Genomic DNA, 19,081 nt, shown 5'->3' on the forward strand with positions numbered 1-19,081 from the left:
ACTGCAATAGGCTTTGTGGACGCTAAATCTATTATAGTACAAAAGTACTAAAAAGCAAAGATAAAATGAAAAAGCAGGGGGCAGCATAAGAAGCAGGGGGGCAGGGAGCAGGGAGCAGGGAGAAAGAGGTAATTTTTCTTCATCCCCCATGCCCAATGCCCAATGCCCCATGCCCAATGCCCCATGCCCCCTGCCTCTTATCAAATTAAAGCCCAGTCTTCTGGTGTATTACAATTAAACAGTATTTCTGGTGTTGGCAAGGGTAAAACCTTGACTGGATGTAGCTTTAGCCATTGCTGAAACGATCGCCCCCCTTGGTTGATAAACTCTAAAAGTTGGGGTAAACAGCGACGGCGATAGAAACCACACAGAGGTTCCCAGCCTTGATGAGAACGAGTTAAAGCTGCGATCGCTTCACCTTCCACATTATCAAGTTCTGCTGCCCATGTTTGCAACACTTCAAGCCGCAACTTGGGTAAATCGCAAGCTAGTAACAACACCCAGTCTGTTTTTACTTGTACTAGTCCTTGAGCAAACCCTACCAAAGGCCCGTGATTTAAAGGTTCATTGCCAGTTTCACCAGACAACGGCATTTCTCGAATAAACTGACAATGAGGTAATGTTAAGTGTTGATAGCGTTCTATCCAGGGAGTAACAATATAAACAGTGTCAGCACAACCCGCCGCAATTCGACAAACTCGCTGCAATAAAGGTACTCCGTGAACAGGAAGCAAAGCTTTATCCTGTCCCATACGTGAACTTTTACCACCAGCTAAGACAATGGCGGATAGCAGTTGTGAGTCATTTGTCATTTGTGCTTCGGCGTTGCTGAATTGAGGTATGAACTTGAAAAATTCAAAATAAGTAAGTCGGTGAGAATAAATCAAACTATGTTAACTAATGTAACATTGGCTAAAATTAGCTCTTAGTAAGGGCTTTAGCCCTTTTTTTAGGACTAAAGTCTTTACCCTACGGGTGACGCTCGAAGACTCGCTCTAAGCGAAGCTATGCCGCAGGCTTTACGCTGCGCTAACGTTAGTCGCTCATGGGGAGCCACTGCGTTGGGCGGGTTTCCAAGGCACTCCGTTGGGCGGCTTTGCCGACTTGAAGGAAGTGCCGCCGACTTGTAGCAAGTGGCGTGGAAACCCCCAAGACCGCGCTAACTCACTACAAACATTGAATTTTTTACCCCGTTCTAATTAATGCTTAACGCACCAATTTATAAACAGCCTTTTGTTTATCAAGTTTCGTCTTTATAAATTTTACTTCTATGCCCTACTCTAACTACACTTATTAGTAAAATATCATCATATATTTCATATATTATGCGGTAATCTCCTACTCGGATTCGATAAGAATTTTCATTACCTTTTATTTTTTTAACTTTATCTGGACGCGGTTCTATAGCCAAATCTAAAATTCTGGCATCGATGCGTTCTTTAATATTACTTGGTAGTTTATTTAGTTGTTTTGTAGCACTTTTTGTCAATTCAATTTGATACATTAAGCCGTTTCTTTGTTATATCCTTTATATTCATTCCAAGACACAGCACCATTGATACGTCTATCTTCTCTAGCTTCTTTAATAGCTTGCAAGTCTTCTTCATCTTCCATATCATCAATTATTTGTAAATACGCGAGTATTTCATCTAAAACACTGTCGTATGCTTGGTTTAACAACACGTTGATAGATTTAACTATTTCTTGTCTTTCTTGTTCGCTTTTCATTGCCATTTCGCTTTATATAATAGATAGACTTTATCAGTTTTCTGGTTCACAAAAAGTAATGCACACACCAGCTACATCAATAATTGCAAACTCCTTCATTCCCCAAGGTTTTGTTTGTAGCTGACCGTTCGGATGAATCATGTGTCCTCCATGTACCTGAAATTCCTGATATAGTTGCTCAATACCATCAACTTGAATGCGAAAGGTTGTCCATTCTGCAAGATGTTGATCGTCATTTTTTAGAAGAAAAATTTCTGCTGAGTCGCGCTTGACAACCGCCATAGTAATTGGGTTGCCTTCTTTGTGAATTAATTTAAAGCCAAGCTGTTGTTCATAGAAGGCGATAGATTTTTCTAAGTCATTGCCAGCCGGAATCATGGGGCTGATGTTTTTCAGTACAGGCTGTTTACTCATAAATTATATGTTCAGTATTTAAAGTCACCCTCTAGTTTGACTTTGCTGCACTTGCTGTAACATTTGCTCATAACTTGTTGCAGGTGCAAGACATTTCAAACCTTGACAAACTAAGGCAATGCTTCCTTCTGGTAAATTTGAGACGATACTAAACGCCGCCACAGGTAAATATTGAGGAATGAGAGATTTAATTTGCTCAATGGTGCTACGAATTAAGGTAGAGTTACGATACCAATCTAAGGCGGTGAACAAGCTAGGACATGCTTGGGGAGCGTTACTCATGACACTGCTAAAAGCTTTTAAACCTTGTTCAGCTAAGTCTAAATAATGTAAATTATCGGTGAGTAAAGCTAGACGGACTAAATTAGCGATCGCAACGCCGTTAGCTGATGGTGTAGCATTATCTGCATAGCTGCGTTCCCGCACGATTAAATCTTGACTGGCATCACTGGAGGTATTGTAGTAGCCACCTAATTCTACACTCCAAAGGAATTGATCAAATTCATCTTGGAGAGCGATCGCTTTTTCTAACCAGTGTTTTTGCTCAGGACAACAAGCGTATAAATCCAACAACGCTTTAATAAATAAAGCATAATCTTCCGACTGCGCTAGTACAGTCGCTTGACCTTGATAATTCAGTCGCTGGAAACGCCCATCTATAAATTGCTGTTCCAAGATGAAAGTTGCTGCCCTTGCGGCTATTTCCAAATACAAAGGTTCTTGAAATACCCCAGCCGCCCTTGCTAACGCGGAAATCATCAAGCTATTCCAAGCCACAATCATTTTTGTATCTGTCACCGAGGGAATACGCCCAGGCCAGTTGTGAGTTTTTGCTTCTTGATTGTTACTAGCAGCAGGGAAAGTCTTCAGTGAATTTGGTGCATCACCATAACGAGCAGTGAACAACTTACCCAATGCAATTTCTAGCGCTGCACTTAATTCTCCCGAATCACGTCTTTGCAGAACATTCTTGCCTTCAAAGTTGCCATTAGCAGTTACTGTAAACTTTTGTTGTAGTTCCGTTAGTTCTTCTGGCGTTAATAGTTGTGCTAGTTCGCTGTAACTCCAGACATAAAATGCTCCTTCTTCTGGTTCTATTGCGGTAGAGTTAATAAAACTATCGGCATCTTGAGCAGCATAAAAGTAACCTTCCGGGGCAGTCATCTCTCGTTGCAGCCATTCAACAGTACCCACAACTGCTCGCTTGAAAGCTGGCTCTTGAACTCCAGCACTCCACAAATTTGCTAGATACTCAACAATCTGACCATTGTCATAGAGCATCTTTTCAAAGTGAGGCACTGTCCAAGTAGCGTCAACAGTATAGCGATGAAAACCACCGCCGACATGATCATAAATGCCTCCCAAGGCTAAATCTAGTCCTCGTTGAGTACAAATTTGCTTGCCATCATTCTGAAATTCCCGTTCCCAATCAGAGCCAGGAAACAAAAACCGAGTTCCCCGCAGTGCCAATTCTGCATAGGGAATCATCGGAAAGCTATTACCCTGTTGGTTTGGAGTAATTACGCTCGTGCTGGTTTTCCAGCCTTGTTTGAGTAATTCATTTGTTTGAGCTGCTTGAGTAGTACCATTTTGCAATACCGCAGAAGTTAATAGCGACTCAATAATCAGGGCTTTGCGTTGGCGCAAGTCATCTTTTTCTGTATAGTAGTAGCGGCGAAGAGCTTGCAGCACTTGCAAAAAACCAGGACGACCATAACGCGGATCAACTGGAAAATAAGTACCAGCATAAAACGGTACTAAATCATCTGGAGAAAGAAAAACATTTAAAGGCCAACCCCCTTGACCACTCATCATTTGCAAAGACTGCATGTAAATACTGTCGAGGTCGGGTCTTTCTTCTCTGTCTACTTTGATGGGCAAGAAATTAGCATTCATGTACTCGGCAATAGCCAAATTGGAGAAAGCTTCGCCTTCCATGACAGTACACCAGTGGCAACTAGAATAACCAATGGAGAGAAAGATAGGTTTATTTTGTGCTTTTGCAGTTGCGAGAGCTTCATCACACCAAGACCACCAGTCAATCGGGTTTTCGGCGTGTTTGCGGAGATAGAGACTCTTAGCTTCAGCAAGGCGATTAGTCATGATTAAGATGCCGATAGTTGCCTTCTTTGCTCAGTCTATCCTATGGGGCATTGAGAAGAAGGGTAAGGGGAAAAGGGTAATACCGTTTCACTTTAAAGTTGATACATTTGGGCAAGCAGGGAAGGCAGGGGGCAGGGAGCAGGGGAGGCAGAGGGCAGAGGGCAGGGAGCAGGGGAGGCAGAGGAAGCAGGGGAGGCAGGGGAAGCAGAGGGCAGGGGGAGTAAGAAAAGTAATTTGTATCAATAATTTCGTGAAATGGTATGAGGGGAAAAGCTGGGCAAACGCATCTTAACCGTAATATGCCCATTTCAATCTTGCCGTCAGCTAGCGATGCCTGTGGCGGGCGTAGCGATTGCACTTTACCTGCCTACTTCCAGCAAATTCATACCTAACAAACTTTTTGGGCTTTTCTATCCGTCGAACTCACTTTACTTTATTGGGGATAATATTTGTTTAAAAATTCTGCTGCTGCTGTTTTATCTTGAACCACTTTATCTACAGTAGCAATAAGTAAATCATCTAAAATTTGTCGATATTGTGGACCAGGTTGGTAACCTAATTTTTTGAGGTCGTTACCATTGAGAATAGGCTGCACATTTGCCAAAACTGTGAAATAATGCCATATTTGCTGTCTAATCAGGCGTGAACTTTGTAAGGCAATTAAAATCAGCATTGGTAAATCGTGTTGTCTCAGCAGCTGGATTATTTGACTAGAACGTTGACACTGAGGTAAAGATTTCTGTACATCAGTTTGGGCTGAAGCCAAATTTTGCAAGCGTTTAATACTATCTTCTTGCAATTGTAAATTTTTTGCTACTTTTTCCCGAAATTCTGGTGCTAAGTGGGCAATTAATGCTTCTAGTCGCATTTGCCAATGGTTCAGACTTTGTTGGGGATCAAATCGTCGCAGACAGCGTTCTAGCAAACGCAGTTGTCGCACAAGTGAGTCATCTAGCGTTAGGGTAGGGTGAATACACTGCAACGCCCCTAAATTATCGAGTAATTGCAAAGCCAGTTGCCAGTAAGGGGCTTCTAAAATATGTTTTAATTCCGTTTTAAGTCTAGTTTGTAGTGCTGGGGTTTTACTATTTGTTTGGGAAGTGCGATCGTAAACACCACTATTGATGGCATAACGAATAAACTCTTGTGTTTGTGATTCAATCTCAAACCCGAAGCGCACAGCAAAGCGTACACCGCGATAAATGCGGGTAGGATCTTCGATAAAGCTGTTGGCGTGTAAAACTCGAATTTGCTTAGCTTGTAAGTCTAGTAAACCACCAAAAAAATCGAGTAATTCACCTGCACGAGGAGAGGTGAGACGTAAAGCAAGAGCGTTGATAGTAAAGTCTCGACGATATAAATCTTGGCGAATGGAACTCGCCTCAACTTCGGGATTTGCTGCTGGATAAGGGTAAAATTCTGTCCTAGCTGTGGCAATATCTACCCATAAAGAGTCTAATTCTGGATCTTTGTGCCATAACAAAGCAGCGGTTTGAAAAGCCCCATGAATGTCTAAACGGGCTGATGCATAAATTTGTTGGAGTGCTTTGGCTAATTCCACACCAGCGCCAACATCTGCTGCTTGATGAAAGCCATCAACTACCAAATCAATATCTGTAATCATCAAAGTGCCTGCTGCTGATTCAGCTAACAGCAAGTCTCGCACTGCACCCCCCACTAAGTAAAGATGCCAACCCCGTTGTTCTGCTGCCTGTGATGCAGTGCTAAGCAATTGCCACAGTTGAGGAGCAAGCTTATTTTTTAATTGAGGCAGGTTAATATTATCTTCTCTTCGTGTACTTTTGTGTCTCTCTGTTCCTCTGCCTCTGTTTTCATCTGCTTGATGTAATTCTCGTAATACATCAGTGCGAGTAACAATACCTACCAACTTTTCATTTTCTAATACTGGCAAACGTCCAATATCGTAAGTTACCATCAACGACTCAATTTGTGGCAGTGTTGTATTCGGTGTAATAGTTTTGACATTTGTTGTCATGTATCCTTTGACTGGCGCATGACTAAAGCCGTGGTGCAGGGCAATATCAATATCCCGCCGCGAAATAACCCCTACTAGTTGTCCTTGGACATCGACTACAGACAAGCCAGAGTGTCCATACCGTAATAAAATCCGTTGCGCCTCTGCAATTGTGGTTTCCGGGCGAATAGTACGGACGGGTGAAGACATTAAATCCCGCGCTGTGAGGGGATGAGGGATTGAGGCTTTGATGCCGTCTAGGAGTTGTTTTAAGATTGCCTGAGAATCGACTTTGCGTAAATTTACTGAAGTTGCTTGAGAATGACCGCCACCACCTAGGGGTTGAAATAATGAATTGAGATTAACACCAGGAATTTGCGATCGCCCAATTATAGTTAAGCGTGAATCATCATCTCCTAAATGATGTTCGTTGGCCAAGAGTAAAGCATCAATTTCGGTCAGTTCAATTAATTGTGAAGCCAGACTAGATAAACCCGGTACAAAATCATTGGTTTTGAGAGTTACCCAAGCAATGGTATATCCATGTAAATCAAAAGATTGTAAGTTTTCTATTGCCTCTGTTAATAGTTGCTGCAATTGGGGAGATAACCCAGGATCTCGATAAGTAGAAACTACCGACAAACTAGCGCCTTGCTGCATTAGCCAAGCCAAAGCCAGAGCATCCCGTGGTGTTGCACTATCATAAGTTAACGAGCCAGTATCTACATGAATACCCAAGGCCATCACCGTTGCTTGAGAAGGAGTGAGGGAAATTTGCTGTTGTTGCAATTTTTCCACCATTAAAGTGGTAGTGGCTCCCACTGGAGAAATATAAGATTGGGTAGCGGGAATATCCTGTTTTTGTCCGAGGTGATGGTCATAAACGATGATTTCTTGCAGATAAGGCAAATCTAACCACTCAGCAGCTTTGCCCAGGCGATCGCGCTGTTGTGTATCTACAATTGTTAGAGAACGAATCTTATGCGGATTCACCGAACGCCGTTCAATTAACGGATACTCATCTCGATGCAACGCTAAAAAATCCCGCACGGGTGGGTGAGAACCACCAGTCAGCACAATCTTACTTCCTGGAAGCAAACATGTTAATCCTACCGCTGCTCCTAGTGCGTCAAAGTCAGCTGTTGTGTGACAAAGAATTAAATCCATAATTGTCAGTTGTTAGTAGTCAGTGGTCAGTGGTCAGCGATGCACTAAGTTTCGACACTTCGACAGGCTCAGTGCGGCGCTGCGCGGTAATCGAGTTTCAACTTCGCGGCAGTTGAGCGTAGTCGAAACTCGATTACCGCGTAGTCGAAGTGTGGTCAGTGGTGAGCCAGCGTGATAGTTTTGGTTTCCCAAATGAGTAACTGGCAAATCCCTTTATGATTAGCGCTCAGAAATAACAACTAACAACCGACAACTGACAACTGACAACTGACTAATAACTATAGTGACGCAATTTCTGCTAGCTTACAAATAAGGAATAAAAAATTAAAGTGTCTTCTGTGGAACATCACAGAAAACTTCAATCAAAGCTCAGTCAACTTCCCACGTTTTACCGGGAGTCACTGAGAAACCTACATTGTAGGTAGAACATATCACTATTTCGCTGTCTTGGGAGAAACAAAAATGACGATAATATTCCAATTTGCTTTGATAGCTCTGGTAGCTTTGTCTTTTGTTCTGGTTGTTGGCGTTCCTGTTGCTTATGCAACTCCGCAAAACTGGGTTGAATCTAAAAAGCTGCTCTGGCTTGGTTCTGCGGCTTGGATTGCTTTGGTGCTTTTAGTTGGTCTGTTAAACTTTTTTGTTGTTTAAGCAACGGCTTCGCCCTAATGCAAGCAAATAGCATAGGGAATATGAGAGCAGGAAAGCCAAAATCACAGGTGAAAACTCAATGGATAAATTTTCCTTGTCCTTTTTGCCTGATTGTGCTTTCTTGCTCTTCTATGTTTAAAGAACAAATGTATAGTGGCAAGAGTATAGTTGATTTAGAGGCAGTCATGGCGGTTTTCGAGGGAACTTTTACTCAAACAGAACCTTTGCGTTTTGCAGTGGTTATTGGTCGATTTAATGACCTTGTTACCGGAAAACTGTTAGAGGGATGTCAAGATTGCCTGAAACGCCACGGCGTAGACCCCAATCCCCACGGTAATCAAGTGGACTACGTTTGGGTTCCTGGAAGTTTTGAAGTGCCAATTGTGGCTCGCCAATTAGCACTTTCCCATCGTTATGATGCTGTAATTTGTCTTGGTGCTGTAATTAGAGGGCAAACACCCCACTTCGATTTAGTATCCTCTGAAGCTGCCAAAGGAATTGCCTCTGCTAGTTTTCAGACCGGAGTTCCTGTAATTTTTGGTATTTTGACAGTAGACACTATGCAGCAAGCCTTAGAACGGGCAGGTATTAAAGGTAATCATGGCTGGGATTATGCTCTAAATGCCCTAGAAATGGCTAGTCTCATGCGACAATTGCGTTCTAATCTAGCAGAGCCATATTCACATAATCCTCAATCGTTGCCGGCTTCTTTCCAGGGTGCTAGTGTTGGTAATTTAACTGCAAACTCAGAAGAAATAGACTGAAATTAACCAATAGTCCGTAGTCCAAAATTTTTTGACTCTTGATTACGGACTATTGACTAAAATAATGGCTCTACCGTACTTGTTATGCTAAATTCGCAGCTGACTAAGAGGGAACTCTTAACAGGGAACGGGGAACAGGGTAAAGAGGCAATATAAAGCGATTATCTTCGTTAATAAGATGATTTACCTTATATATCTACCTTTTCGAGATTTCGCTATGTCAACTTAGCATACTAACTACTGAGGAACCAAAATAATTAAATGCAAGAGTTGACAAATAGAGATAGATTTGAGATCATAGATAAGTAGCAAATGCGGGTATAGCTCAGTGGTAGAGCGTCACCTTGCCAAGGTGAATGTCGCGCGTTCGAATCGCGTTACCCGCTTGTTAAAAGATGTGAATCTTAATTTTAATCTGTTCCAAACTCTATGGTAGTTTGCAATACCTCCGCCAAAATGAAAAAAGCCTTGATTCGTAAGTTGGTTTGAGGTACGTATACCCGAAGGGTCTAATCTTACGAGAACGCTTTTAGCGAACTTGCAGGGGAACCCAACAAATACGTTAGGTTTTGCTTGCCTAGGGGATGCTACGCGAATGCTCAACCCAGCTTACATAAGACAAGGCAAAAGTATTGAGTTTGGTTACAATTTTTGAAAGTGTAGTCGACTAATTTGGTTTAGGGTATGGAGCGCCGCATTAAAAAAGTTATACTACAACGTCAAGGTAACTAGTTATACAGCTGTATAATTAGATGCAAATTGAATATTGTAGCTGTATAAGGAACAAGTCTGAAAATGGATTAATGTAGAGACAATTATGGCTCTTTAAAAATGTTTGTGTTGCGGAAATCGCAACTAGCAGCAACACTCAAAGATAATTATCAGGAATTGACAGAAGTGATCCCGATCAAAGCGTGATCACAAGAAAACAATAATAGTGACCCCAGTGATTCGTAGGAAAATCTGGGGTAATGTTGAAAGTTCAATACTGGTTGTTTTCAGAGTTATCGCCACGTAGACTTAAAGTTGTAGCAGATATACAAGCATAATCAATGTTCAAAAAAGTAACTATATTACCTTTGAATTTACAAATGAAGACCAGTAAATTTTTAAACAAGATGCCAAACATCTCCTTTGGTCAAATGTATCTATAGCAGTTTTCTGATGAATGAAATACACTATTCTAGCCCCTATACCCTAATTGCTAGCCCCTTTTCCTGACTGGAGTGTATTGCATACAACCGAGAACCTCTATATACCTGAAGAGAAAAATATGAAAGTATTAGTTAGATACATTTTCTGTTTGTAATTATGGCAGTATTCGTCTCGACTCGCTATGTTGATAAACAGTTGATCACGCAGAAGCCACCCAGGCATTTCCGGGGGAATGGATTCTCACAGCCAGTAAAAACACGCTCAAGTTATTAGAACGCTTGTGCAATCTCAAAAACCTGAAAAAATCGACTTCAACACGGAATATCCCTGTCCCTGCCGTCGCCGGGGGCAGTTGATTCCTATTACCCTGACAGAAGCATTTGGTTGCGATCGCTGTCAGCAAATCTTTGTAGTAGAAGATAATGGTCATGTCCTAGAACAGCTTTCTACCACCTATCCCTACAAGCGAGCTTGGCGCTGGACGGGAAATAGTTGGCATGTAGTCCAACCACGGCTAGGAGAAAGCTATCTACCTATAGCATTGGGCATTCTTTTCGTGCTAGTGATTATATGGTTGCCATTAGCATTACGATTAGCGAATGGTTCCAGCATTATTGCTTGGGCGATGGTGGCAGTGCTGTTGGCTGTTCTGCCAGCACTCATGGTCTGGCTTACCTACAGACGTTAATTCAATGACCCTTGAAGTTTTAGATGATTACCCTGAACCAATTACTAGCGCTAAACGCGCTTATCAAGCTTCCCTAAAGTTGGGGTTCACAAAGGGAGCAGACCGTAGTCGTGCTGTGTTGGCGATGGCTGAGGCGATTGAGCGCTCATTTGACGACATTTTAGAAGCCAACACTTTGGATCTAGAAGCCAGCAAAGAAATGGCAGTGCCAGAGTTGATTTTGGATTGGCTAAAGTTGACTCCCACTCGGCTAGAAACAACAGTGGAAATTCTCCAACGGTTAGGAGAACTATCAGATCCACTGCGACGAGTCAGGAATGCTGATTATCAACTAGAAGACTCCCAAAGTTACACTCAGTTAATGCCTTTGGGAGTGATTGGATTTATTTATGAGGCATTTCCTGATTTAGGAGCGATCGCGGCGGGGTTTTGTATTAAAACTGGTAACAGTATCATTCTCAAAGGCGGTGCTGAGGCTAGCCATTCCAACACGGTAATTGCTGAAGTATTACAAAGTGCGATCGCTGAAGTTAATCTACCGCCAGGCTGTATAGAAATCATCACGGCCGAACATGGTGCTTCCATTCGGGATTTAGTTACTCAAGACCAGTATCTCAGCTTAGTGATTCCCTACGGGCGTTCTAGCTTGGTACAGCAAGTAATGCGGCAAGCAAGCTACCCAGTTTTAAAGTCAGCGATGGGCAATTGTTACCTTTACTGGTCGCTCAATGCGAGTTTAGAGATAGTACGTTGGATGATTACCGATAGCCATCAAAGTGAACCAGATCCAGTTAATGCCATCGAAAAAGTCCTAATTCATCGCCAAGCCATGCCCTCGTCTTTAGCAGTTCTGTGGAACAGCTTGAAAGAAAAAGGTTTTGAAATCAAAGGCGACGAAGAATTAGTAGAGGCGTTTCCCCAATTGCATTTAGCTAAAGAAGGCGAATGGGGAACCGCTTATTTAACCAAGACAATAGCTTTTAAATTAGTGGATAGTTTAGAAGAAGCGATCGCCTGGATTAATCAACACAGCAGCGGTCATGCTGACTGCATCGTCACTGAATCTTACCAGGAAAGTCGCCAGTTTGCTTTAGGAGTGAACAGCGCTTCTACATACATCAACACTTCCCCACGGTTTTCCCGCAATCCCTCGCGGGGAGACTCAGTATTTTTGGGTATGTCTAATCAAAAAGGCCACCGCCGGGGATTTATTAGTTTAGAAACTCTAACGACAGTTAAACATATTGTTCAGGGAAATGGTCGGTTTTAGGATTACAGGCGATAATTCTATAATTAAGGTATCTTAAGTTACTAGCTAGTAAAGATAATACAGTGAGTAAATCTGTTACTTACCAAAATTATAAGTCTAATCCTTAAATCCAAAAATCCCGATTCTGACGTTTAGTATGTCAAGACGAGATATCTATCACAATACAGTTAAACTTGCTTTACAAAAAGCAGGTTGGACAATTACACATGATCCCTTTCCTCTCCAAATAGGTAATAAACGTTTATCTACTGACTTAGGTGCGGAACGTTTAATTAGTGCGGAGAAAGGAACAGAAAAAATAGTTGTAGAAGTCAAGAGTTTTGTGGGTGAATCAGATGTTAAAGATTTGGAACAGGCGTTAGGACAGTATGTTTTATACAGACAAATACTTAATGAGATTGGAGAAAAACGAGATTTATATCTAGCAGTTTCTCGACCAGTTTTTAATAATGTGTTTACTATAGAATTAGGACAGATTTTAATTAAAAACCAAATTATCAAATTGATTGTATTTGATGATGTAGTCGAAGAGATAGTAAAATGGATAAGAAATTAAAATATCAAAAAATTATCAAAAAAATATTAACAGAAATAGCAAAATATCGCGCTTCTATACCTGATGGTTATGATTCACGATTATTATTTGATGATGAGAGAGGAAGTTATTTAGTTTTAGACATTGGTTGGAGTAATGATAAATATCTACATACAACACCTGTTCATATAGACTTAATTGATCACAAAATTTGGATTCAATATGATGATACAGAAGAAGGTATTGCAAATGATTTAATAGCAGCAGGTGTTCCTACACAGGATATTATACTTGGTTTTCGTCATCCTAAAGTTCGACCATATACAAACTTTGCTGTCAGCTAACAATGTTATTTTGACTGAACAACAAGATCCCCGACTTCTTAAATAAGCCGGGGATCTCAGCCTATAAAATTACAAAAACTTACTCAAATACAGGCGGCCATAATTCAGAAATTGCAATTTCCCAACCAGGAAATAACTCAATAATAGTTAATTTATCGTCACCCGCTAAAACTTCAATCTTACCATTGGGGCGATATACGCTCACAGTTAACTCATCTGGATTAATTAATATTCCTACTCTTGCGCCTAACTCTAAAAATAATTTGACTTTATCTTCCAATTTAGAAATTCTATCTGATTTAGATTTTATTTCTACAATCAAATCAGGTACTAACTGACCAAAATCTCTAACAGGACGTTTTAGTCTAGTCGCAGCCACAAAAGAAACATCAGGAGCGCGTAAATCAGTATTTGGCATAATAAACCCACCACTTGAGTCAAATATGCGTCCAAGCTTACGGGGTTTTATCCAATTACCTAATAGTCTGATTAACTCAGCTCCAATTTCGCTAGACTCTATATCCGATGGTCCCATAACTAAAATATTGCCTTCTTGCAGTTCTATTTGGTAGTCCTGCTCATCTCCTTGTAGCTTTTGTTGTAATCTTTCTACATCTTTAATGGTGAGAGCCATACAACTTTTCAGATATAGTTCACAATACAGTTATCTTAACTTTAATTATTTACAAACAAAGTTTACGTTAGGAAATTTTGTTTAATATGCCACCCCTTCAAGGGATGGCATTTTTTGGCTTAACGAGGTAAATTCTCTACCAGAGACATAGCTGAATAATCTGTATTTGCCTCTCCCATACGTTTTAGCCAAGAAAAATTAGAAGCCAGTGCTGATATAAATGTTGGATAAACATTGTACTTGACCTCAAATTCTTCACATACTTCTGCTAATATTAGAGCTATTTTTGGATAATGGATATGGCAAACCTGGGGAAATAAATGGTGTATGACTTGATAATTAAGTCCGCCAAGATACCAGTTTAAAAATTGATTCTTAGGAGCAAAATCAACAGTTGTTCTGATTTGAAAAATAGCCCATTCATCATCTATTTGATTTGTTTCAGCATCAGGTTGAATAAACTCTGCTGGTTCTAGAACATGAGCCAGCATGAAAACTATGCAAATCACTAGCCCATAAGTCATGTAAGTAATGAGAAATCCCACAATAGTTTGAATAGGAGTATAACCTACTGCTAAGGGTATTCCTAAGAAAAGCCCTAACCAAATAACTTTCCCACCGAACAAGATAAGCATCTCTAGTGGTTTAGGTGTAGGGATTGCATGGGAATGATATTTGCGCTTAAACAAAATTAGATGAATATCAGCAATCGACCAATAAATTGGGATTACTGTATATATAAATAAAATGAATATGTGTTGAAATGAATGATACCATTTATGCTCCATGTAGGGAGTCATCCGCACTAATCCATCACCGTGTATTTCTACATCATGCTCTAATATATTGGTGAAAGTATGATGTAAATAATTATGCCTAAATTTCCATAAATAACTAGATAAGCCAATTATGTCGTAGAGCGAACCTATAGTATTATTTACCCATTTTTTACGAGAATAACCGCCATGATTAGCATCATGACCTATACTAAAACCGACACCAGCAATACCTAACCCTAAGACAACACAGCTAATTACTTTGAGCCAAATTTGTGGCGGGCCAAAAAGAGTAAATGTCCACGCAGCAATTACCCATCCCAAAATCATTACCGTTTTGAGGTACATCGCGGGATTATCTCTAGTAGGAATGTTCCTAGACTGAAAATAAGCATCAACTCGTTTGTTTAGTTCTTTTCTAAAACCGTAGTTTTTAGTAAAAGTTATTTTTGGTTGTGTCTGTGTCATAAAAACCGCTCACGTAAATAACATTTGACTTGATTTAAAGTTGAAATAACTCTCAAAAAAGGCGTAGCTAGATATATCTCGAAGTTCAACATCAAATATCTGAAACTACGCCTAAAATTGTGTCGCAGATATCGGCACAATTTATAAAAAAATCATGACAGTCTTACCACAAAATCCAGCTTTGCATTAATTTTTTGCTAACTTTTTATTGGATGTGTAGTAAACCTTGCTGCCAGTATCTGAGACAAAATGACAACTAAAACATGAGCGCCATAAGGACTTACAAATCGGTTCTTCAGATTTGCGGAAGTATTCACCCATCACAGGTTTAATTGCTTTTGTTGCTTTTAACAAGTTGTTTTCGCTGTCTTGAAAAGTTCTGCGCCGGGAAACCCGGACGCACAATGCCAGTTCTCTCAAGTCGGTGGAACCGCCCACGAGACTGGCTCGACTTTTCTCTGTCTTGAAAAGTTGCTCCTCTTGGGTAGAACCCAAAACCGCACTTTTCGCTTTGCTATTGACTACTGACAAAACTCTATCCCCTTGTGGGTAGAGTTGTTATACTTGCACTTTATCCTTAGTTATCGTTCTGCATAATATTCATTGAAAGACTTATAACCAACATCAGTTGTGTACAGTTGACATTGGTCTACAATTTGCTTCATTAAAGACCAAGAAAACTGACATTCATCATGCAAATAAGGCTGCCAATTTTCTTTAATGCTGCTATATGCTAGCCGCAAATTATAAGAAGGAATTGCAGTAGAAAGGTGATGTGGGACATGAACATTGATGTCGTGGCAGAGGATTTCTATCCACCGGGGATAATCGCAGTGAATAGTACCAGATAGCTGTGCTAAAGCCTCGTTCCATTTATTCGCTGCCACAAAAGGCACATCTGAGGCAGTATGGTGAACAATAGTAAAAGTACTCATCCAAAAATGGTAGACCAGCCAGGGTACAAGCCAAAACTTGACAAATCCCCAAATACCAGTTGTAGCAATGAGTAAAGGAAAGGCGATCGCAGCAAAAATCACGACAACAGCCACAGAAAGCTTGATACTTGATTGGTCTTTCGTTTTGAAGTTCCGCCAATCAAAATGCACAACAGCCCAATGTCCAATGGAACCTACCCACCAGAGGCGTTTACGCATAAACCCTTCAAAGGCAAATTGCCTACTTTTATCCCAACTTTCAAAAACTTCTGGTCTAATGGGATGCCAAGCGTTATCCTCATCCAGCTTGTTGGTATGAGTATGGTGATAATTGTGCTTAATCCGCCAACTATGAAAAGGGTAAATTAACGGCATCATGAAAAAATGCCCCACCAAATCATTTACCCAACGACGTTTGGCGAATGATCGATGACCACAATCATGAGCAATGACAAAAAAACCTGTTAAAGCAGTGCCAGTCAAAATCCAGGCAAAGGGCAAGAGAAACCAAGGAGCGATCGCCAGAATATAGTAGCCTAAACCAACCATAAAAACACTGAACAAAACTTGAGTCCAAGCTTTGCGACGGTTTTGCTGAAAACATTCCCGTGGCAGCGTTTTGATAATATCTTTAAGCCTTAGGTTGGAATCACTAAGGTCTTCACTTAGCTGCTGGCTGTTAATTATTGATGTAGTCATGAACACCTGAAAAACAACACACCCCACTACCAAGTCACTTTTTTAGTAACTTGCCGCAAAGTTTCGTAATATTAGCGTCTCGGATTATAGCAACCTAACCTACCCAAGCGCACCCGTAACAAATTTACCAAAAGTCAAAAGTCAACAGTCAAAAGTTATAACTCTTGACCGTTGAGTTTCAACTATTGACTTATTGCTTTGTGCCGGCAAGTTTCACATTAGTAGCTAAACCGAGTACTTGTAGCAATTGAATTGTCATCCAAGTCAAATCGATTTCCCACCATTGCAGCCCGTGACGAGCTGAGTATTGAAAGGCATGGTGATTATTATGCCAGCCTTCGCCGAAAACTAATACAGCTACCCACCAACAATTAGTGGAGCGATCGCTCGTTTGGTGACTGCGATAGCCAAATTTATGGGTAGCGCTATTTACTAACCAAGTGCAGTGATAAACCCAGACAATACGAACAAAGATGCCCCAAACCACAAAAGGCCAGCCACCTAGAAACATTAGCAATAAACCCAGAGCTACCTGGATCAAAATAAAATATTTCTGTAAAAACTGATAAACTGGGTCTTCGGCAATGTCTTTGGTGAAGCGAGGAACATCAGCATGAGAGGGAGAGTGATAAATTAACCAACCGATATGACTCCACCAAAAGCCTTTATTGGAATCATGGGGATCAGGGTCAGTATCAGAATGTACATGATGAATGCGATGTGTCCCGATCCACTCAATTGGCCCTCCTTGACAGGCCAATGTCCCGCAAAAAACCAAGAAATACTCCAGCCATTTGGGAGTCTGAAAACTGCGATGGGTGACAAGGCGATGAAATCCTAAGGTAATGCCTAGACCACCACTTATCCAGTAAAGCAACAAAGCCACACCAACTGCTGACCAGCTAAAGTTACCAGGAACAAAAGCAAACAAAGCGCCGATGTGTAGACCAAGGAAAAATAGGGTATTCACCCAGTTGATTTGAGGTTTAGTCGAAGTAGCAATAGTCATGCAGTAACCCGAATTGGAATTGTCCAGCTTAATCTGCGCGATTTGAAAATCGCGTATATCTATAATTTTTTTGTGAAAGAGGAACTAATGAACAGCTTGGAGCAGCTGCGGCAAGCAGAACAGGCACTGTTAGAAATTTTTTCTGGAATTGACGCACAGGTCAAGCATAATCTGAAACGAGTCCTAAATGCTTTTCGTAATCACCGTGTAGGCGCACATCATTTTGCTGGTGTCAGTGGTTACGGCCACGATGATTTAGGACGAGAAACTTTAGATAAAGTTTTCGCCGAAGTTATGGGCGCAGAAGCAGCGGCCGTGCGAGTGCAGTTTGTTTCGGGAACTCATGCGATCGCTTGTGCTTTATTTGGTGTACTCCGTCCTGGAGATGAGATGTTAGCAGTGGTCGGTTCTCCCTACGATACGCTCGAAGAAGTCATTGGTTTAAGGGGTCAAGGACAAGGCTCCCTAATCGAGTTTGGCATAAATTACCGCCAATTAGAGCTAACTACGGACGGAAAGATAGATTGGCAAGCTTTAAATACTAACGTGGCTGATAACACCCGTTTAGTGTTAATTCAACGCTCTTGCGGCTATTCTTGGCGATCAAGTTTATCAATTGCCGACATAGAAAAAATTATCCACATAGTTAAACAGCAAAACCCCAACACAGTTTGCTTTGTAGATAACTGCTACGGCGAATTTATCGAAACCAAAGAACCCACCAATGTAGGTGCTGACTTGATGGCGGGATCGCTGATCAAAAATCCTGGCGGTACGATCGTCAACGCTGGTGGATATGTCGCCGGTCGCGCCGATTTAGTAGAAGCGGCCGCTTGTCGTCTAACTGCTCCTGGTATCGGTAGTTACGGCGGTGCGACCTTTGATCAAAATCGGTTGTTATTTCAAGGGTTGTTTTTAGCCCCACAGATGGTAGGAGAGGCGATGAAGGGAACTTACCTAACCGGTTATGTTTTTGACAAACTAGGTTATCCCGTAAATCCTGCGCCCCTTGCTCCTCGTGGGGATGTGATTCAGGCGATTAAACTTGGTTCTGCTGCCAAGCTAATTGCTTTCTGTAAAGCCATACAACAGCATTCTCCTGTTGGTTCTTATTTAGACCCCGTTCCCGATGATATGCCGGGGTACGAGAGCCAAGTAGTCATGGCTGGTGGGACATTTATTGAGGGTAGTACTTTGGAGTTTTCTGCGGATGGCCCTTTGCGTGAGCCTTATGTGGTTTATTGCCAAGGCGGGACTCACTGGACTCATATTGCGATCGCCTTGGAGGCGGCGATGGATGCTGTGGGAGAAGCTTAAGAAAAAGCTCACGCAAAGACGCAAAGGCGCAAAGGATTAGTGTGAGATTTTTTATAAGTTATTGACAACTCGTGAGATACCGTCTTTGATCAGCAAAGCTCCAAAATTGATCAGCAAGCCAAGGCGTTTGTTAGCAAGACTAAGATACGTTAATAGTTGTTTCTTGTGTACTGGATGAACTGCTTCTACTGATTTGAGTTCGATAATCACCTTGTCTTCAACAATAAGGTCTGCACGAAAACCTACCTCCAAATGTACATCTTCATAAACAACAGGTATGGGTCGCTCTGCCTCCACCTGCAATCCTCGTTTCCGTAACTCATATTCCAAAACAGCCTGATACACAGACTCCAATAATCCAGGTCCCAAACTTACGTGAATCTTGTATGCAGCATCAACAACCATCTTCGCAATTTCATTTTCATTCATCTTTAACTTTGCGCCTTCGC

At 41.3% G+C, this 19,081-nt stretch carries 19 protein-coding genes, 1 tRNA gene and 1 pseudogene; 9 read left to right on the plus strand and 12 right to left on the minus strand.

The genetic code is table 11. From position 1 onward, the window contains the following. Positions 1–200: 200 nt before the first annotated feature. From QI031_RS00860 to QI031_RS00880, 5 genes are all read right to left on the minus strand, one after another. Complete coding sequence (locus QI031_RS00860) at positions 201–812, minus strand: molybdenum cofactor guanylyltransferase (RefSeq protein WP_281483357.1); 612 nt, start codon at positions 810–812, stop codon at positions 201–203. A 428-nt stretch (positions 813–1,240) separates the two neighbouring features. Further along, a complete protein-coding gene (locus QI031_RS00865; RefSeq protein WP_281483358.1) occupies positions 1,241–1,504 on the minus strand; it encodes a type II toxin-antitoxin system RelE family toxin in 264 nt (87 codons plus the stop codon). After that, a complete protein-coding gene (locus QI031_RS00870; protein ID WP_281483359.1) occupies positions 1,504–1,728 on the minus strand; it encodes a hypothetical protein in 225 nt (74 codons plus the stop codon). Before QI031_RS00870 ends, QI031_RS00865 begins: the two co-directional genes overlap by 1 nt. A 33-nt stretch (positions 1,729–1,761) precedes the next feature. Further along, positions 1,762–2,142 carry a VOC family protein gene (locus QI031_RS00875; protein WP_281483360.1) on the minus strand — a complete coding sequence of 127 codons (381 nt, stop codon included), beginning with the start codon at positions 2,140–2,142 and terminating at the stop codon, positions 1,762–1,764. Positions 2,143–2,166: 24 nt separating this feature from the next. Continuing rightward, complete coding sequence (locus tag QI031_RS00880; protein ID WP_281483361.1) at positions 2,167–4,245, minus strand: thioredoxin domain-containing protein; 2,079 nt, start codon at positions 4,243–4,245, stop codon at positions 2,167–2,169. On the opposite strand from QI031_RS00880, the gene QI031_RS00885 reads away from it, so the two are divergent. Beyond that, a complete protein-coding gene (locus QI031_RS00885; RefSeq protein ID WP_281483362.1) occupies positions 4,244–4,537 on the plus strand; it encodes a hypothetical protein in 294 nt (97 codons plus the stop codon). The two genes, QI031_RS00880 and QI031_RS00885, sit on opposite strands and share 2 nt — an antisense overlap. Before the next feature lie 141 nt (positions 4,538–4,678). Here QI031_RS00885 and QI031_RS00890 read toward each other — a convergent pair whose 3' ends face one another. Then, entirely contained in the window at positions 4,679–7,387 is a 2,709-nt protein-coding gene (locus QI031_RS00890) for a CBS domain-containing protein (RefSeq protein WP_281483363.1), read from the minus strand. 462 nt (positions 7,388–7,849) lie between these two features. Between QI031_RS00890 and psbZ the strand changes: the two genes are divergently transcribed. The 7 genes from psbZ (at position 7,850) to QI031_RS00925 (ending at position 12,794) form a co-directional block, all read left to right on the plus strand. Next, entirely contained in the window at positions 7,850–8,038 is a 189-nt protein-coding gene (psbZ, locus tag QI031_RS00895) for a photosystem II reaction center protein PsbZ (RefSeq protein ID WP_281483364.1), read from the plus strand. 185 nt (positions 8,039–8,223) lie between these two features. Next, positions 8,224–8,802 (plus strand): 6,7-dimethyl-8-ribityllumazine synthase, encoded by a 579-nt coding sequence (gene ribH, locus QI031_RS00900; RefSeq protein ID WP_281486173.1) that lies wholly within the window; start codon positions 8,224–8,226, stop codon positions 8,800–8,802. A gap of 314 nt (positions 8,803–9,116) precedes the next feature. Continuing rightward, a tRNA-Gly gene (locus QI031_RS00905) sits at positions 9,117–9,188 on the plus strand. Between the two features lie 1,049 nt (positions 9,189–10,237). After that, positions 10,238–10,645, plus strand: coding sequence for a hypothetical protein (locus QI031_RS00910; RefSeq protein WP_281483365.1), 408 nt, complete (start codon positions 10,238–10,240; stop codon positions 10,643–10,645). 4 nt (positions 10,646–10,649) lie between these two features. Further along, positions 10,650–11,915, plus strand: a complete 1,266-nt coding sequence (locus tag QI031_RS00915; RefSeq protein ID WP_281483366.1) for a glutamate-5-semialdehyde dehydrogenase — start codon at positions 10,650–10,652, stop codon at positions 11,913–11,915. 136 nt (positions 11,916–12,051) lie between these two features. Next, on the plus strand, positions 12,052–12,471 hold the full coding sequence (locus QI031_RS00920) for an element excision factor XisH family protein (protein ID WP_281483367.1): 420 nt from the start codon (positions 12,052–12,054) through the stop codon (positions 12,469–12,471). After that, positions 12,456–12,794 (plus strand): XisI protein, encoded by a 339-nt coding sequence (locus QI031_RS00925; protein ID WP_281483368.1) that lies wholly within the window; start codon positions 12,456–12,458, stop codon positions 12,792–12,794. Before QI031_RS00920 ends, QI031_RS00925 begins: the two co-directional genes overlap by 16 nt. 79 nt (positions 12,795–12,873) lie before the next feature. On the opposite strand, the gene QI031_RS00930 is transcribed toward QI031_RS00925, so the two are convergent. The 5 genes and pseudogenes from QI031_RS00930 to QI031_RS00950 form a co-directional block, all read right to left on the minus strand. After that, positions 12,874–13,428, minus strand: a complete 555-nt coding sequence (locus QI031_RS00930; protein ID WP_281483369.1) for a Uma2 family endonuclease — start codon at positions 13,426–13,428, stop codon at positions 12,874–12,876. A 119-nt stretch (positions 13,429–13,547) separates the two neighbouring features. Then, positions 13,548–14,672 carry a fatty acid desaturase family protein gene (locus QI031_RS00935; protein WP_281483370.1) on the minus strand — a complete coding sequence of 375 codons (1,125 nt, stop codon included), beginning with the start codon at positions 14,670–14,672 and terminating at the stop codon, positions 13,548–13,550. 186 nt (positions 14,673–14,858) lie between these two features. Then, positions 14,859–15,029, minus strand: a pseudogene (locus tag QI031_RS00940) (fatty acid desaturase); the annotation flags it as partial. 224 nt (positions 15,030–15,253) lie between these two features. Next, on the minus strand, positions 15,254–16,306 hold the full coding sequence (locus QI031_RS00945; RefSeq protein WP_281483371.1) for a fatty acid desaturase: 1,053 nt from the start codon (positions 16,304–16,306) through the stop codon (positions 15,254–15,256). A gap of 190 nt (positions 16,307–16,496) precedes the next feature. Further along, a complete protein-coding gene (locus QI031_RS00950; protein WP_281483372.1) occupies positions 16,497–17,315 on the minus strand; it encodes an acyl-CoA desaturase in 819 nt (272 codons plus the stop codon). Positions 17,316–17,402: 87 nt separating this feature from the next. Between QI031_RS00950 and QI031_RS00955 the strand changes: the two genes are divergently transcribed. Then, on the plus strand, positions 17,403–18,632 hold the full coding sequence (locus QI031_RS00955; protein WP_281483373.1) for a methionine gamma-lyase family protein: 1,230 nt from the start codon (positions 17,403–17,405) through the stop codon (positions 18,630–18,632). 51 nt (positions 18,633–18,683) lie between these two features. Here the strand turns inward: QI031_RS00955 and QI031_RS00960 are convergent, their stop codons facing one another. Further along, positions 18,684–19,061: a GxxExxY protein gene (locus QI031_RS00960; RefSeq protein ID WP_281483374.1), complete on the minus strand. Its 378-nt coding sequence runs from the start codon at positions 19,059–19,061 to the stop codon at positions 18,684–18,686. Positions 19,062–19,081 lie beyond the last annotated feature (20 nt).

It is taken from the genome of Halotia branconii CENA392 (assembly GCF_029953635.1).
Classification (GTDB): domain Bacteria; phylum Cyanobacteriota; class Cyanobacteriia; order Cyanobacteriales; family Nostocaceae; genus Halotia; species Halotia branconii.